Raw genomic sequence first — 14,746 nt, 5'->3', positions numbered from 1 at the left:
ATCGGTTGATGAGCGAACGGAAGGAAGGTGACTCCGGCGCCGGCGTTCGCTCGGCGGTCATCACCCAGACGAAGCCGAAGACGCAGAAGCCCGCCATGTACCGGGTTCTGCTCCTGAACGACGACTACACGCCGATGGAGTTCGTCGTGTACGTACTTGAGCAGTTCTTCAACAAGTCGCGTGAAGACGCGACTCGCATAATGCTCCATGTCCATCAACACGGCGTGGGCGTTTGCGGGGTCTACACATACGAAGTAGCGGAAACCAAAGTGGCCCAGGTCGTTGATACGGCGCGGCGGCACCAACATCCGCTGCAGTGCACCATGGAGAAGGATTAAGGCCTCTTGCCTTCATTTTCGCGCCAGCTCGAAGAGTCCCTGCACCGCGCGGTCGCTTACGCCAATCAGCGAAAGCATGAATACGCTACGCTAGAGCACCTGCTGCTCTCGCTCGTCGACGACGAGGACGCCGCCGGCGTCATGCGCGCCTGCGACGTGGACCTCGGCGCGCTCAGGACCACCCTCACCAACTACGTGGACAACGAGCTGCGCTCGCTGGTCGTGGACGACGGCGAGGACGCCAAGCCCACGGCGGGCTTCCAGCGCGTCATCCAGCGCGCGGTCATCCACGTGCAGTCCTCCGGCCGCGAGGAGGTCAGCGGCGCCAATGTGCTGGTGGCGATCTTCTCCGAGCGCGAGAGCCACGCCGCCTACTTCCTGCAAGAGCAGGACATGACCCGCTACGACGCGGTCAACTACATCGCCCACGGCATCGCCAAGAAGGCCGGTGCGTCCGAGGCCAAGCCCGTCAAGGGCTCGGAGGACGACGAGAAGCCCGCGGTGAAGACCGGCGGCGAGGCGCTCGAGGCCTACTGCATCAACCTCAACGAGAAGGCCAAGCAGGGGAAGGTCGACCCGCTGATCGGGCGGATGGCCGAGGTGGAGCGCTGCATCCAGATCCTCTGCCGCCGGACCAAGAACAACCCGCTGCTGGTGGGCGATCCCGGCGTCGGCAAGACCGCCATCGCCGAAGGCCTGGCCCGCAAGATCGTCAACAAGCAGGTCCCGGAAGTCCTCGCGGGCGCCACCATCTTCTCGCTCGACATGGGCGCGCTCCTGGCCGGCACCCGCTACCGCGGCGACTTCGAGGAGCGCGTGAAGCAGGTCGTCAAGGAACTGGAGAACCACCCCGACGCGGTGCTGTTCATCGACGAGATCCACACGGTGATCGGCGCGGGCGCCACCTCGGGCGGAGCCATGGACGCCTCCAACCTGCTGAAGCCCGCCCTGGCGTCCGGCACGCTGCGCTGCATGGGCTCAACGACCTACAAGGAGTTCCGCCAGCACTTCGAGAAGGACCGGGCGCTGGTCCGGCGCTTCCAGAAGATCGACGTCAACGAGCCCACGATCGACGACACGATCAAGATCCTCAAAGGGCTGAAGACCTACTACGAGGAGTTCCACAAGCTCCGCTACACCAACGACGCCATCAAGGCGGCGGTGGAGCTGTCGGCCAAGTACATCACCGACCGCAAGCTGCCGGACAAGGCGATCGACATCATCGACGAGGCCGGCGCCTCACAGATGCTTCTGACCGAGGGCAAGCGGAAGAAGACCCTGGGCGTGAAGGAGATCGAGGCGGTCGTCGCCAAGATCGCCCGCATCCCGCCCAAGTCGGTGTCCAAGTCCGACACCGAGGCGCTGAAGCAGCTCGAGGGCGACCTGAAGCGCGCGGTCTACGGCCAGGAAGAGGCCATCGAGCAGCTCTCGGCGGCCATGAAGATGGCCCGCGCCGGCCTGCGCGACGCCAACAAGCCGATCGGCTGCTACCTGTTCACCGGCCCCACCGGCACCGGCAAGACCGAGACGGCCCGGCAACTCGCCGGCACGCTCGGCATCGAGCTCTTGCGGTTCGACATGTCGGAATACATGGAGCGCCACACGGTCAGCCGCCTGATCGGCGCGCCGCCCGGCTACGTGGGCTTCGACCAGGGCGGCCTGCTGACAGACGCGGTCGACCAGCACCCACACGCGGTGGTCCTGCTGGACGAGATCGAGAAGGCTCACCCGGACGTCTACAACATCCTCCTGCAGGTCATGGACCACGGTCAGCTGACCGACTCCAACGGCAAGAAGATCGACTTCCGCAACGTGGTCCTGATCATGACCACCAACGCCGGCGCCGCCGACGCCCAGCGCAACGCCATCGGCTTCGGCCGCGGCAAGCAGGACGACGAGGTGGAAGAGGCGCTGAAGCGGCAGTTCACGCCCGAGTTCAGGAACCGCCTGGACGCCATCGTGCACTTCCGCGCGCTGACGCCCGAGATCATCCGCCAGGTGGTCCAGAAGTTCGTGATGCAGCTCGAGGCCCAGCTGGCCGACCGGCACGTCACCATCGAAACGGACGACGAGGCCACCGACTGGCTGGCCAAGAACGGCTTCGACGAACTCTACGGCGCCCGGCCGCTGGCCCGGGTCATCCAGGAGAACATCAAGAAGCCCCTGGCCGACGAGATCCTGTTCGGCCGGCTCACCAAGGGCGGCCACGTCAAGGTGGTGCTCAAGGACGGCAAGCTGGCGTTCGAGATCGAGGGCCAGACCCGCGAGCCCGGCGCCCCGGTCATCGAGACCCCCGAGGCCGAACCGGTGGATTGACCTGACGCGCCCTTCTCCCCTTGCGGGAGAAGGTGTCGCCCGAAGGATGACAGATGAGGAGTCGCACGGCACGTCCGCGCGGCCCCTCTTCGTATCAGGCTTCTGAGAAACCACTCATCCGACCGGCTCCGCCGGCCACCTTCTCCCGCAAGGGGAGAAGGACGGGTCAGCTGATCTTCGCCGCGATCTGTTCGGCCAGCGCCTTGAGTTCGTCCATGTCGGCCACGCCGCCCGAAGCGTGGCGGCCCAGCGCCACATTCTCCCACCGGGGGATGATGTGGACATGCAGGTGATAGATGGTCTGCCCGGCGGGCGCCCCGTTGAACTGGGTGATCACGAGGCCGTCGGGGTTCAGCGCCGCGCGCACGGCCTTGGCCACCCGCTGGACGCCCAGGATCAGGTGCGAGAGGCGCTCGGGCTCCTCCTCCAGGAGGTTGCGGGCCGTCGAATGCTTGGGGATCACCAGCGTGTGCCCCTTGGACTGCGGGAAGGCGTCCATGAACGAGAAGACATGATCGTCCTCGAACACCCGGGCGCAGCCCATCTCGCCGCGCAGGATCTTCGCGAAGATGTTGTCGGGGTCGTAGGTTCCGTCCAGCATGGGCCGCTCCTGGTAAGGCCTAGGGTCGTAGCAAATCAGCCGTCCTGCCGGAACGGCGAGAACTCCTCGGCCAGCCACTCGATCTCCTCCTCCACGCCCGCCCGCTCCTGCTCCAGGAAGCGTTCGACGGGGCCACGCAGGGCCGGGTCGGCGATGTAGTGGGCGGAATGGACGGCGGTCGGCAGGTAGCCGCGGGCGATCTTGTGCTGGCCCTGGGCGCCGGCCTCGACGCGGGCGAGGCCGCGTTCGATGGCCCATTCGATAGCCTGGTAGTAGCAGAGCTCGAAGTGGAGGAACGGGACGTCCTCCACGCAGCCCCAGTGGCGGCCGTAGAGGCAGTCGTCGCCGATCAGGTTCAGCGCGCCCGCGATCCAGCGCCCCTCGCGCCGAGCCAGGATCAGCAGCACGCGCGCGGCCATCCGCTCGCCGAGTTCCGAGAAGAAGGCCCGCGTCAGATAGGGCCGCCCCCACTTCCTCGAACCGGTATCCATGTAGAAGCCGAAGAAGGCGTCCCAGTGCTCCTCGGTCAGGTCAGCGCCGGTCAGGCGGACGATCTCGACGGTCCTCTGGGCGTCCCGGCGCTCGCGCCGGATGGTCTTGCGGCGGCCGGAGGAGAGCGCGGCCAGGAAGTCCTCGAAGTCGCGGTAGCCGCGGTTCTCCCAGTGGTACTGCTGGCCCTCGCGAAGCCCCAGGCCCTGTTCGCCCATCCAGGCCCACTCCTCGCGGGTCGGGAAGTTCACATGCAGCGACGAGGCGCCGTAGCGCTCGCAGACGGTCAGCGCCCCGCCCAGGAGCAGCCCCCTCGCCTCGCCCGCGTCCACGTCCGGCCGCACCAGCAGCCTGGGCCCCGTCACCGGCGTGAACGGCGCCGCCGACAGGAGCTTGGGATAGTAGCGCCCGCCGGCCCGCTCGTAGGCGTCGGCCCAGGCATGGTCGAAGACGTACTCCCCCTGGCTGTGGGACTTCAGGTAGAGCGGCATCACGGCCGCCACCCGGCCCTCCGCATCCTCGACCGACAGGTGGTGCGGCCCCCAGCCCTGTCGCTCCACGGCGCAGTTCGTCTGCTCCAGGGCGTCCAGGAAGTCGAAGAGGACGAAGGGATTGCCCAGGTGGGCCGGGTTGGCGGCGCAGGCGTCCCAGGCCTCGCGGCCGATCTCGGCGATGCGGCGGGACACCTTCACCGCCGGCTTGAGGCTCACGCCCGGAACCCCTCGAAGATCAGGTTGTCGCAGCCGTCCTTGACGGCCTCCCACTGCTCGGGCCGGCGCACCGTCCAGGCGACCACCGGCATCCCCTCCGCCCGCAGTTCGGCGGCCCGGGCGCTGGGCAGCATGTCGAGGCCGAGCGCCAGGAAGTGCGGCCGGGCGATGGCGACGTGCTCCAGGTTCGCCAGGGCCGCCCGCTGCTCGGAGCCCATGTGCTCGGCGTTGGCGTAGGAATAGCTGTCGAGGCCGCGCAGGACGTTCGGATAGCGGTCGGCGAACCAGGCGTGGGAATAGGGGTTGAAGCCGATCACGCAGAGCGGGCCGTTATGGTCGGCGATCACCTCGTGCACCCGCTGCTCCAGCGGCCCGACCTCGCCGTAGGGGGTCTTCAGCTCGATGTGGACCATGGCCCGCCGGCCGACCAGCGCCAGGGTCTCCAGCAGCGTGGGGATCTTCTCGTCCGAACCCTTCAGGCGAAGCTCGGCGAGATCGGCGGCCGTGCGGTCGCGCAAGCGGCCGGCCTGGCCGGTCATCCGCTCCAGCGTGTCGTCGTGGAACACCACCGCCTCGCCGTCGGCCGAGAGGTGGACGTCGAGCTCGATGCCATAGCCCGCGGCGCAGGCGGCCTGGAAGGCGCCCAGCGAGTTCTCGGGCGGGCCGTCGGGGCTCCAGAGCCCCCGGTGCGCGATCGGCGGGTGGAAGAGAAGGTCCCAGGCCTCGCCGAAGCGGTCCCTCACGAGAGTTGCACCACCGCGTCGACCTCGACGGCGAAGTTGAGCGGCAGGCGATAGACGCCCACGGCCGAGCGGGCGTGGCGGCCCGCGTCGCCGAAGGCCTCGACCATCAGGTCGGAGCAGCCGTTCACCACCTGGGGGATGTCGAAGAAGCTGGGGCCGGCCTGGACAAAGCCGCCCAGCTTCACCACCCGGACCACGCGGGACAGGTCGCCCTCGCAGGCGGCCTTCATCTGGGCGATCAGGTTGATCCCGCAGAGCCGCGCGGCGGCCTTAGCGGTCTCGGCGTCCACGTCCTCGCCCACGATCCCCTTGATCCCGCCCGAGGCGTCCACCGACACTTGGCCGGAGATGTGCAGCAGGTCGCCGACGCGCACGAAGGGCACGTAGTTGGCGACAGGGGCGTTGGGCTGCGGGAGGGTGATGCCCAGCTTGGCCAGGCGGTCTTCGACTTGCGACATGGCCGAACCTGTAGCGCCCGGCCGGCCATGAGAAAAGGGCCGGCCCTCGCGGGCCGGCCCCTCAATTACGCGGGTACTGAACGGGTCGCCGTTTAGCGGACGGCCTGCAGCTTCTCGACGACCGCGGTGACGCGTTCGTTGAGGGGCTTCATGGAGTCCTTCACCGAGGCCGACACGGTCTCAGACATCTTGCCGACCTCGGCCATGTAGGTCTCGAGGGCGGTCTTGGCGAAGGCGGTCTGCAGCTCCATCACCTCCTGGACGCTCTTGGCGCCGGCGAGCGAACGGGCGGCGTTCACCTGATTCTCGAAGGCGGCCTTGGAGAAGGCCATGGCCTGGGCGCCCAGGGCTTCGGCGCCCTTGGTGGCGGCGGTCACCGAGGCGATCACGGCTTCCAGGTTCTTCTTGGAGTGGGTGTTGGCTTCGTTCAGCGCGGCCAGGGTCTTCTCGACGCCGTCCTTGAAGGCGACGTTGGTGGCGGCGGTGAACTGTTCGACGGTGGTCTTCGCGGCTTCGGCGGCGGCCATGGTGCGAACTCCTGACAGGAGGGTGGGGTGGAACGCGGCAGGCGACTTTCGGGGCGCAGGGCCCCAACGAACGTGCTCCCTTCTCTCATGCTGCAGTGCAGCAGTCAAGCAAATTTTGTGCACTGCACAATGGCCGGCCTGCCCACTTCGTCCACAGGCGCGGCATTTCGCCCGTTCAACTCCTGTTTACTCTGATGAAAGGCTACGGCTGTCATTGTAGCGAGTCTCACGGCGGCGCTCGCGTCGCCTCAACGCTTTGAAACGACGGACGGAAGCATGTTCCAGCACGCCCGCCGCCTTGTGCTCTCCCTGGGCGTGGCCGCCATGGCCGCGTTCGGCGCCCTCGCCCCCGCGGCGCAGGCGCAGGTCCCCTACCAGCGCCTGGCCCAGACCTCGTCGAAGTACGCCGCCATCGTCGTGGACGCGAAGACCGGCGAGGTCCTGTACGAGAACCGCGCGGACGCGCTGCGCTATCCGGCCTCGATCACCAAGGTGATGACGCTGTACCTGACGTTCGAGGCGCTGGCGTCGGGCAAGATCGACCTGGACGACCGGGTGGTCTTCTCGCCGCGCGCAGCGGCCCAGGCCCCGACCAAGCTGGGCGTGCGGGCCGGCGATTCCATCTCGGTCGACGAGGCGATGAAGGCGCTCGCCACCAAGTCGGCGAACGACGCCGCCGTGGCCCTGGCCGAGAAGCTGGGCGGCACCGAGCAGCGGTTCGCCGCCCTGATGACCCTGCGCGCCCAGGAACTGGGCATGACGAACACCCACTTCGCCAACGCCTCGGGCCTGCCCGACAGCCGCCAGACCTCGACGGCGCGCGACATCGCCATCCTGTCGCGGGCGGTCATGCGGGACTACCCGCAGTACTACAAGCTGTTCAGCACGACCTACTTCAACTTCCGCGGCCAGCAGCTCCGCAACCACAACGGCCTGCTGCACCGCATGTACGGCGTCGACGGCCTGAAGACCGGCTACACCAACGCCTCGGGCTTCAACCTGGCCGTCTCGGCCGTGCGCGACGGCCGCCGTCTGATCGCCGTGGTCCTGGGCGGCCCCACCGTCGCCAGCCGGGACGCCAGCGCCGAGAGCCTGCTGCTCACCGGCTTCGACGTGATGAACCGCCGCGCGCGGGGCGAGGACATCCGCGTCGCCCAGAACTTCTTCGAGGCGCCCATCACCATGGCCAGCGCCCAGACCTCCCGCGAACAGGGCGACAACGACGACGGCGACATGAAGATCGTGCTGGCCTCGACCGCCCCGCCGATCCGCGCCTCCAAGATCGAGATCGTCGAGGGCAAGAAGGCCGCCCAGGGCAAGTGGACGGTCCAGGTGGGCTCGTTCAACTCGCGCTCGGACGCCAAGGAGCAGCTCGCCATCGTCGAGAAGAAGTTCGGCCAGCACTTCAGGTCGGCCAAGGGGCTGACGGAGAAAGCCGGCGGCAAGTATCGGTCGCGCTTCTCGGGCTTCACGGAGAAATCGGCCAAGGCCGCCTGCCAGGCGCTGAAGGCCAAGAAGCAGCCCTGCATGGTCCTGGCGCCCAGCGCCTGACCGGGGAGCTGCATGGGGGCAAGCGGCGCCGTCCTCCGCAGGGGCGGCGCCGTTTTCGTTCGGGGCTACTTCGAAAGCAGGCGGTCGCGGGCAGCGTTGAGCTGGGCGGCCAGTCCCGCCGTGCCGCCCCGGTCGGGGTGGGCGAGGCGCATCAGGCGCGTGTAGGCCGCCTGGATCTCCTCGCGGGTCGACCCCTCCTCCACCCCCAGGATGCGGCGCGCCTCGGCGACGCTCATGCGGCCCGAGGACGCGGGCGGCGGGGCCATGCCGGCGCGCCGCGTCGAGACGGCGAAGCCCAGGCCCACCACCACGAGCACGATGGCCGAGCCCCAGGCGCCGCGCACGCCGAGCCACGCCGCGCCGGTGAAGGCCGCCAGGGCGAAGGCGCCGGAAAGGAAGCGCCACTCCCGCCGTTTCAGCACCGGCTTTCGGCGACCGCTCGCCGCCAGGAAGAGCGCCAGGGCCACGAAGCCCAGGGCCAGATAGAGCATGCGGCTATTCCGCCGCGATCTTCTCGCTCTCGTCCAGGCCCGTGAAGCCCAGGGCGCCCATCAGCGCCCGCAGCTCCTGGCGCGCGGCCACGTGCTGTAGCGACATGGCCACCGGCCGGATGGTCGGCGACAGGTCGGCCACGGTCAGGCCGAACGGGAAGAGTTCGCGGTAGATCACCCGGTCGCGCAGGCCCGGCCCCACGCGGAAGCCCACCTTGCGCGACAGCGCCTCGACGCGCTCGTCCAGGCGCTTGCGGTTGCGCGCCTCGGTGGGGGCCAGGCGGTTGCGCAGCACCACCCAGTCGATCTGCTTGCGGGTGGCCGTGGCGCGGGCCTTGCGGCTGTTCCACACGGTCTCGGAATACAGGCTGTGGCGCTTCAGTTCGAGGGTGACCGGGTCGACCACGCCCAGCATGTCGAAATCCACGAAGCTGTCGTTCATCGGCGTGACGATGAGGTCGGCCAGGCCGTGGGCGGCGCGGCTGATGGCCGTGTCGCTGCCGGGGGTGTCGATCAGCACGAAGTCCGCCTTGTCCGCCACCTCGGCGAAGGCCGCCTCGAAGCGGGCGAGCTGGTCGGCGTCGGGCGCCTTGGCGAGCGCGTCGCCGGCGCCGCTGATCTCGTGCTCGGCCGGCATGGGCGCCTCGGCGCCGTTGGCGGCCAGCCAGGCCTTCCGGTTGGCGAAGAAGCGGTTCAGCGTCTGCTGGCGCAGATCGAGGTCGAGGACCGCCACCTTGGCCCCTCCATGCAGAAGGGCCGTCGCGATATGGATGGCGATGGTGGACTTGCCCGCCCCGCCCTTCTCGTTGCCCACCACGATGACGCTGGCCTGACCCATCGCCCCAAAACTCCCACAGTCCCGAGCCGTCGACCGACTCACCTGCGCTACGTGAGCGCGCCGCGAAGAGTCGCGTCAACGCGCCCGTGGTCGCGGCCCTGTGGATGGACTTGCGGGCCGCCTCTGGCCATAAGCCGCCCATGCCTCTGCCGATCGTCCGCACCGTCGCCGACCTGCGCGCCCAGGTTTCCGCCTGGAAGCGGGCGGGCGAGCGCGTGGGCTTCGTCCCCACCATGGGGGCCCTGCACGAGGGGCACCTGTCGCTGGTGCGCCTGGCGCGCACCAAGGCGCAGCGGGTCGTGGCCAGCGTGTTCGTCAACCCCACCCAGTTCGGCCCGAACGAGGACTTCGAAGCCTATCCGCGCGACGAGGCTCGCGACGCCCGGCTTCTGGAGAGCGCCGGCTGCGACCTCCTGTTCGCGCCCACGGTCGGCGAGATGTACCCGCGGGGCTTCTCCACCACGGTGACGGTGGCGGGCGTCTCGGAACCCCTGGACGGCCAGGCGAGGCCCGGCCACTTCCAGGGCGTGGCCACGGTCGTCAGCAAGCTGCTGAACCAGGCCCAGCCCGACGTCGCCGTCTTCGGCGAGAAGGACTACCAGCAGCTCCAGGTGATCCGCCGGCTCGTGCGCGACCTGGACATGCCGGTGGAGATCGTGGGCGCGCCCACGGCCCGGGCGGAGGACGGCCTCGCGCTGTCCTCCCGCAACGCCTATCTGACGCCCGAGGAACGGCAGACCGCGGCGCGGCTGAACCAGGCCATGCGCGAGGCGATCGCCACCCTTCGCGACGGCGGCCGGATCGACGCCGCCGAGGCCGCCGCCGTGGAGGCCCTGAAGGCCGCCGGCTTCGGCCGGATCGACTATGTGGAGGTCCGCGACGCCGAGGACCTGTCGCGCCTGGGCCCGGGCCCGCTGGGAGGCCGGCCGGCGCGCATCCTGGCCGCCGCCGTCCTGGGCCGCACGCGCCTCATCGACAACATGGCGGTCTGAGACCGCCCGCCCGTCAGACCCTTACCAGGCGCCGGCCTCGCGGAGCTGGCGGGCCAGCTCGGGCGGAATCTCGCCGAACGCCTCCTCGTCCAGGTCGGGCGGGGCATCCCTGGCCTCCAGATAGCGCCAGCCCTGGAACGCCCGCCGGGGCGTCGGCGCGACCCGCACGAGGTCCGGGTCCAGCGTCACCTCGCAGCGGGCGTTGGGCCCCTCGCCCACCGTGTCGATGGCCAGGATGCGCTGGCGGCACAGGATCACGCCCCTGAACACCCGATAGACCGACCCGCCGTCGGTCATTTCGGCCGCCCGCTTGGGCGTCTGGCGGGTGCGCAGGATCCAGGGCTCGCCCGGGCGGCTATGGGCGTTGCGCCAGGCCAGCAGGTCCTCGATCCCGTCGCAGCCGACCACCAGCTTGATCATGTGCAGGGGCATGGCGGCCCGTCCGCGCGCCTCAGCCGGCGGTCCAGCTCGGCTTGCGGCGTTCGAGGAAGGCGCGGACGCCCTCCTGGCCTTCCTCGCCCACCCGGGCGGCGGCGATGCGGTGGGCGGTCATCTCCATCAGGCGGTGGTCGATGGCCCGGCCGTGGACCTCGGCCACGAGGCGCTTGGAGTCCGCCACCGCACCCGGCGCGCAGGACAGGATGTGGTCGATGACCCGGTCCATCGCCTTGTCGAGGCCCGCGGCGCCCTCCACCACCTCGGTGATCAGGCCGATCTGCTCGGCGTAGGCGGCGTCGAAGGTCCGGGCGGTGGCGAAGAGGCCGCGCGCGGCGCGCGGGCCGATGGCCTGGACGACATAGGGGCTGATGGTGGCCGCCACGAGGCCCAGGCGGACCTCGGAGAAGGCGAACTTGGCGTCGGCGGTGGAGATCGCCAGGTCGCAGGCGGCCGCGAGGCCCGCCCCGCCGCCGAAGGCCGCGCCCTCGACCAGGGCCACGGTCAGGGCCGGGATGTCCCACAGGGTCTTCAACATCACGGCCATCTGCATGGCGTCGTCGCGGTTGTCGGCCTCGGTGCGGTCGGCGGCGGCGCGCATCCATTCCAGGTCGGCGCCGGCGCAGAACGTGCCGCCCGCGCCCCGGATGAACACCACACGCACGTGCTCCTGGCCGTGCAGCGTCCGGAACGCCTCCTCCATGGCCGAGATCAGGTCGGCGTTGAACGCGTTCTTCCGTTCCGGGCGGTTCAGGGTCACGATGACCACGCCCTCGGCGGTGGCATCCAACCGCACGAGATTCGAGGTGGCGCTGACGTCGGCGCCTTCGACCAGCGGATCGGCGATGGGATTGGACATGGGCGGGACTCCTTCTCCGGGGAAGCTGATAGCCCCGGGCGGGCGACGGCGCTAGGCTTCCCCATGCTGCCCGAGATACCGGCCGATTCTGCGCTGGCCCGCCTGTTCCGCCGGGAACGGGCGCGGGAGGCGACGATCTGGTTCTCGCTGCCGGGCGGACAGAAGCTCTACGCGGCCGGCGAGGCGGCCGACCACCTCTATATCGTGCGCACCGGCCGGCTGGGCGCGTTCCGTCGCGAGGAGGGCCAGGAGCCGCTGTTCCTGGGCGTCATCCGCCCGGGCGAGCCGGCCGGCGAGATGGCCCTGGTGGCCGGGGTGCCCCATTCCGCCGACGTGGTGGCGCTCCGGGATTCCGAGATCTTCGCCCTGCCCCGCGACGTCTTCCTCGACGCCTGCGAGGAGGACGCCTCGGTGATGACTGAGCTCGCCCGGCTGATGATCCTGCGCACGCGACAGGCGGCCACGCGGGGCCCCATGGGCGAGCCCTCGGTGTTCGGCTTCCTCCCGGTCGGCCAGCCGGGGATGCTCAGGCCCACGGTGGAGCGCCTGGAGCGCGAGATCGCCAGCCTGGGCTATTCCGTCACCACCGTCGGCGCCGAGGCCGCCAGCGCGCCCACCGAGTGGTTCTCCGAGGTGGAGCGCACCCACGACTTCGTCCTCTACGTCGCCGAGACCGAGGACAGGGGCTGGCGCCAGGTCGTGACCCGGCAGGTGGATCGCCTCTTCCGCATCGGGCGCGGCGACAAGGGGCCGCCCCGGGACGCCGGCGCCGACCTGGCGGGCTCCCCCTTGCAGGGGCAGCAGCTCGTGGACCTGATCCTGCTGCAGCCGGCGGGGACGGTGCGCCCCCGCGGGTCGGAGGCGTGGCTGGACGCCACCGGGGCCGCCCGCCTCTTCCACCTGCGCCGCTCCACGGCCGAGGACATCCAGCGGCTCGCCCGGGTGCTGACCGGCCAGTCCGTGGGCCTGGTGCTGTCGGGCGGCGGGGCGCGGGCCTACGCCCACATCGGCGCGGTCAAGGCCCTGCGCGAGCGCGGCGTGCCCATCGACTTCGTGGGCGGCGTCTCCATGGGGGCCATCGTGGCCGCGGGGGTGGCCATGGGCTGGGACGACGCCGAGATGGACCGCCGCATCCGCGAGGCCTTCGTGGACACGAGCCCCCTCGACGATATCGCCTTTCCGATCCTGGCCATGACCCATGGCGTCAAGGTCAGCGACCGCCTGGCCCACCACTTCGCCGACGTGAACATCGCCGACCTCTGGCTGCCCTTCTTCTGCCTGTCCTCGAACCTGACCACCGGCGCCTACCAGCTCCACCGGCGCGGCCTGCTGCGCAAGGCGCTCCGGGCGACCATCTCGCTCCCCGGCGTCCTGCCCCCCGCCACCGACGGGGTGAACGTCCTGGTGGACGGGGCGGTGATGAAGAACTTCCCCGCCGACGTCATGCGCGCGGGCCAGCTCGGCCCCATCGTCGGCGTGGACGTGACCACCGCGCGCAGCATCACCGCCGAGGACGTGGCCCGGCCCTCCTCCATCTGGCGCTGGTTCCGCACCGGCGAGTGGCGAAACGGCCCGCCCATCGTCTCGCTGTTGATGCGCACGGCCACGGTCTCGACGGGCCGGGATCTGGCGGCCGCGCGCGAGGCCACCGACGTGCTCGTCATGCCCGACGTGGCCAAGATCGAGATCCGCGACTGGAAGGCCTACGACACGGCCGTGGAGGCGGGCTACCGGGCCACCCTGGAGGCGCTCGACAAGCTGCCCCGACCGGTCACCGAGCTGCGCCGCCGCCCCAGCTTGCGCGAGGAAGCGTCAACGCGCCCGCTCTCGGCGCCTCTTCGCGCGGCGCCCTCGGCTGCGGCGGAATAGCGCCCTTGAGCCGTTTGCGCCCCCGCCCGGCGCGCCCCATATTCGGACTGTCCTGTTCAACAGCTGAAAGGAGGTGATCCAGTGTCTCATAGTTCCACCCGTAGTTCGGTGACCGTGACCTGGGCCTCCGCTTTCGGAGCCCGCGCCTAAGTCATTGCTTTGGCATAGGTTCGGCGCCGTTCCGCGGACCGACTATGGAAAGGCCGCCCCGACAACGGGCGGCCTTTCGCGCATCCGCCTCGCGCGGAAACCCGCTTTCCTTCCCCAGCGCCACCGCAGTATGGCCCCCGGCCATGACCGACGCCGTCTTCGAAGTCTCCGGCGCGCCGCCGCACATGATCGCGCGCGCCACGGAATGGGCCGCCGGCCCCTGGAACCCCGGCATGATGCACGGCGGCGCGCCGTCGGCCCTGGTCGCCTGGGCGGCCGAGCAGGTCGAGGCCCCGGGTCCCATGCGCATCGCGCGCCTGACCATCGACCTTCTGCGGCCCGTGCCGGTGGGCGGACTGGGCGTCGAGACCGAGGTCCTGCGCCAGGGCCGCAAGATCCAGCTCGTGCAGGTCCGCCTGACCGCCGGCGGCGTCGAGGTGACCCGCGCCCAGGTGCTCAAGGTCCGCACGGCGGAACTCGACCTGCCGGGCGACTACCTCCCCGCGCTGGACGCGCCGCCGCCGTCCGAGTGCGGAGTGACCAGTTCGCGGCCGGGCTCCATCAACAAGTTCGGCGACAATTTCGAGATGCGTCGCGTGCGCGGCGGCTTCGAGGTTCCCGGCCCAGGAGCCGTGTGGTTCCGGCAGCACCGCCCGACCGTCCTGGGCCAGGCCATCAGCCCAGCCATGCGGGCGGCGGCCGTGGCGGACTTCACCAACGGGATCTCGTCGATCCTGCCTTTCGACGCCTGGACGTTCATCAACGGCGACCTGACCGTCAGCTTCGCCCGCGCGCCCCGGGGCGAGTGGATCCTGTCGAACGCCGAAAGCTGGATCTCGCCCGACGGGGCGGGCCTGGCGATCACGCGGCTGGCCGACCTGGACGGCTATTTCGGCAGCGCGACCCAGTCCCTGGTGATCGAGCCGCGCTAGTGGGCCACGCAGGCGGCCTGGGTCACCGAGACCACGCTGTCCTGCTTGAACCGGGTCTTGTAGGCGGCCCGCACCGCGTCCATCCGCCTGGGCGCCCCGTCGGCCGGCAGGACGATCAGCACCACCTTCTGCGCCTCGCGGATCAGGGCGTTCTCGGGCCCACGCCACTGGGCGCCGCCGTCCAGCACCGTGACGCCGTCGGGGAACCGCGTGGTGATCTCCTGGTCCACGAAGCGGCCGAGCTCGGCCGCCTGCAGCGGGCGACCCGCCGCCTTGCCGCCCAGGAAGAGCTGGGCCGTGCGCAGGCGCTCCTGGCCGGCCGGACAGGCCGCCTGTTCCACCGTGCTCGCGCAGCCCGCGAGCCCCGAGGCCAGAGCCAGAAGAAGCGCCCCCCGCCGGATCATCCCCCCAACAGCTCCCGTCCGATCAGGTAGCGCCGGATCTCGT

At 70.2% G+C, this 14,746-nt stretch carries 16 protein-coding genes; 6 read left to right on the top strand and 10 right to left on the bottom strand.

What is annotated here, in order from left to right:
- The first annotated feature begins 8 nt into the window (after window positions 1-8).
- Together clpS and clpA are read left to right on the top strand one after the other, a co-directional pair.
- Window positions 9-338: an ATP-dependent Clp protease adapter ClpS gene (clpS, locus tag ACK4TT_RS02215; protein WP_012521861.1), complete on the top strand. Its 330-nt coding sequence runs from the start codon at window positions 9-11 to the stop codon at window positions 336-338.
- A 6-nt stretch (window positions 339-344) separates the two neighbouring features.
- Entirely contained in the window at window positions 345-2,654 is a 2,310-nt protein-coding gene (gene clpA / locus ACK4TT_RS02210; RefSeq protein WP_409641091.1) for an ATP-dependent Clp protease ATP-binding subunit ClpA, read from the top strand.
- 166 nt (window positions 2,655-2,820) lie between these two features.
- Here the strand turns inward: clpA and ACK4TT_RS02205 are convergent, their stop codons facing one another.
- From ACK4TT_RS02205 to ACK4TT_RS02185, 5 genes are all read right to left on the bottom strand, one after another.
- Entirely contained in the window at window positions 2,821-3,255 is a 435-nt protein-coding gene (locus ACK4TT_RS02205) for an HIT family protein (RefSeq protein WP_409641094.1), read from the bottom strand.
- 35 nt (window positions 3,256-3,290) lie between these two features.
- Window positions 3,291-4,454, bottom strand: coding sequence for a GNAT family N-acetyltransferase (locus ACK4TT_RS02200; RefSeq protein WP_409641097.1), 1,164 nt, complete (start codon window positions 4,452-4,454; stop codon window positions 3,291-3,293).
- Window positions 4,451-5,197, bottom strand: a complete 747-nt coding sequence (locus tag ACK4TT_RS02195; protein ID WP_409641100.1) for a glycerophosphodiester phosphodiesterase — start codon at window positions 5,195-5,197, stop codon at window positions 4,451-4,453. Before ACK4TT_RS02195 ends, ACK4TT_RS02200 begins: the two co-directional genes overlap by 4 nt.
- On the bottom strand, window positions 5,194-5,655 hold the full coding sequence (locus ACK4TT_RS02190; protein WP_409641103.1) for a RidA family protein: 462 nt from the start codon (window positions 5,653-5,655) through the stop codon (window positions 5,194-5,196). The genes ACK4TT_RS02195 and ACK4TT_RS02190 overlap by 4 nt, the downstream gene beginning before the upstream one ends.
- A gap of 92 nt (window positions 5,656-5,747) precedes the next feature.
- Window positions 5,748-6,182: a phasin family protein gene (locus tag ACK4TT_RS02185; protein ID WP_410212282.1), complete on the bottom strand. Its 435-nt coding sequence runs from the start codon at window positions 6,180-6,182 to the stop codon at window positions 5,748-5,750.
- Window positions 6,183-6,458: 276 nt separating this feature from the next.
- Between ACK4TT_RS02185 and ACK4TT_RS02180 the strand changes: the two genes are divergently transcribed.
- Window positions 6,459-7,733, top strand: a complete 1,275-nt coding sequence (locus tag ACK4TT_RS02180; RefSeq protein WP_410212281.1) for a D-alanyl-D-alanine carboxypeptidase — start codon at window positions 6,459-6,461, stop codon at window positions 7,731-7,733.
- 65 nt (window positions 7,734-7,798) lie between these two features.
- Here the strand turns inward: ACK4TT_RS02180 and ACK4TT_RS02175 are convergent, their stop codons facing one another.
- Both ACK4TT_RS02175 and ACK4TT_RS02170 read right to left on the bottom strand, forming a co-directional pair.
- Window positions 7,799-8,224 carry a J domain-containing protein gene (locus ACK4TT_RS02175; RefSeq protein ID WP_409641112.1) on the bottom strand — a complete coding sequence of 142 codons (426 nt, stop codon included), beginning with the start codon at window positions 8,222-8,224 and terminating at the stop codon, window positions 7,799-7,801.
- A 4-nt stretch (window positions 8,225-8,228) separates the two neighbouring features.
- Entirely contained in the window at window positions 8,229-9,062 is an 834-nt protein-coding gene (locus ACK4TT_RS02170) for a division plane positioning ATPase MipZ (protein ID WP_410212280.1), read from the bottom strand.
- Window positions 9,063-9,202: 140 nt separating this feature from the next.
- Between ACK4TT_RS02170 and panC the strand changes: the two genes are divergently transcribed.
- Window positions 9,203-10,054, top strand: coding sequence for a pantoate--beta-alanine ligase (gene panC / locus ACK4TT_RS02165; RefSeq protein WP_410212279.1), 852 nt, complete (start codon window positions 9,203-9,205; stop codon window positions 10,052-10,054).
- A gap of 21 nt (window positions 10,055-10,075) precedes the next feature.
- Here panC and ACK4TT_RS02160 read toward each other — a convergent pair whose 3' ends face one another.
- Both ACK4TT_RS02160 and ACK4TT_RS02155 read right to left on the bottom strand, forming a co-directional pair.
- Window positions 10,076-10,486 carry a DUF1489 family protein gene (locus ACK4TT_RS02160; RefSeq protein ID WP_409641121.1) on the bottom strand — a complete coding sequence of 137 codons (411 nt, stop codon included), beginning with the start codon at window positions 10,484-10,486 and terminating at the stop codon, window positions 10,076-10,078.
- 19 nt (window positions 10,487-10,505) lie between these two features.
- Entirely contained in the window at window positions 10,506-11,348 is an 843-nt protein-coding gene (locus tag ACK4TT_RS02155; RefSeq protein ID WP_409641124.1) for an enoyl-CoA hydratase-related protein, read from the bottom strand.
- Between the two features lie 63 nt (window positions 11,349-11,411).
- On the opposite strand from ACK4TT_RS02155, the gene ACK4TT_RS02150 reads away from it, so the two are divergent.
- Complete coding sequence (locus ACK4TT_RS02150) at window positions 11,412-13,217, top strand: patatin-like phospholipase family protein (protein WP_409641127.1); 1,806 nt, start codon at window positions 11,412-11,414, stop codon at window positions 13,215-13,217.
- A gap of 293 nt (window positions 13,218-13,510) precedes the next feature.
- On the top strand, window positions 13,511-14,299 hold the full coding sequence (locus ACK4TT_RS02145) for a thioesterase family protein (RefSeq protein WP_409641130.1): 789 nt from the start codon (window positions 13,511-13,513) through the stop codon (window positions 14,297-14,299).
- Here the strand turns inward: ACK4TT_RS02145 and ACK4TT_RS02140 are convergent.
- The gene (locus tag ACK4TT_RS02140) at window positions 14,296-14,703 is read right to left on the bottom strand and encodes a DUF3574 domain-containing protein (protein WP_410212278.1); all 408 of its coding nucleotides are present in this window, start codon (window positions 14,701-14,703) and stop codon (window positions 14,296-14,298) included. The two genes, ACK4TT_RS02145 and ACK4TT_RS02140, sit on opposite strands and share 4 nt — an antisense overlap.
- Between the last annotated feature and the right edge of the window lie 43 nt (window positions 14,704-14,746).

This window comes from Phenylobacterium sp., assembly GCF_046463815.1.
In the GTDB taxonomy this organism is placed as follows: domain Bacteria; phylum Pseudomonadota; class Alphaproteobacteria; order Caulobacterales; family Caulobacteraceae; genus Phenylobacterium.
This window is presented reverse-complemented; position numbering and strand designations above follow the sequence as displayed.

Bases quoted from the DNA above. Each gene is read 5' to 3' on its own strand.
- clpS (WP_012521861.1), top strand. From the start codon at position 9: ATGAGCGAACGGAAGGAAGGTGACTCCGGCGCCGGCGTTCGCTCGGCG.
- ACK4TT_RS02205 (WP_409641094.1), bottom strand. From the start codon at position 3,255: ATGCTGGACGGAACCTACGACCCCGACAACATCTTCGCGAAGATCCTG.
- ACK4TT_RS02190 (WP_409641103.1), bottom strand. From the start codon at position 5,655: ATGTCGCAAGTCGAAGACCGCCTGGCCAAGCTGGGCATCACCCTCCCG.
- ACK4TT_RS02185 (WP_410212282.1), bottom strand. From the start codon at position 6,182: ATGGCCGCCGCCGAAGCCGCGAAGACCACCGTCGAACAGTTCACCGCC.
- ACK4TT_RS02180 (WP_410212281.1), top strand. From the start codon at position 6,459: ATGTTCCAGCACGCCCGCCGCCTTGTGCTCTCCCTGGGCGTGGCCGCC.
- ACK4TT_RS02175 (WP_409641112.1), bottom strand. From the start codon at position 8,224: ATGCTCTATCTGGCCCTGGGCTTCGTGGCCCTGGCGCTCTTCCTGGCG.
- ACK4TT_RS02170 (WP_410212280.1), bottom strand. From the start codon at position 9,062: ATGGGTCAGGCCAGCGTCATCGTGGTGGGCAACGAGAAGGGCGGGGCG.
- panC (WP_410212279.1), top strand. From the start codon at position 9,203: ATGCCTCTGCCGATCGTCCGCACCGTCGCCGACCTGCGCGCCCAGGTT.
- ACK4TT_RS02160 (WP_409641121.1), bottom strand. From the start codon at position 10,486: ATGCCCCTGCACATGATCAAGCTGGTGGTCGGCTGCGACGGGATCGAG.
- ACK4TT_RS02155 (WP_409641124.1), bottom strand. From the start codon at position 11,348: ATGTCCAATCCCATCGCCGATCCGCTGGTCGAAGGCGCCGACGTCAGC.
- ACK4TT_RS02150 (WP_409641127.1), top strand. From the start codon at position 11,412: ATGCTGCCCGAGATACCGGCCGATTCTGCGCTGGCCCGCCTGTTCCGC.
- ACK4TT_RS02145 (WP_409641130.1), top strand. From the start codon at position 13,511: ATGACCGACGCCGTCTTCGAAGTCTCCGGCGCGCCGCCGCACATGATC.
- ACK4TT_RS02140 (WP_410212278.1), bottom strand. From the start codon at position 14,703: ATGATCCGGCGGGGGGCGCTTCTTCTGGCTCTGGCCTCGGGGCTCGCG.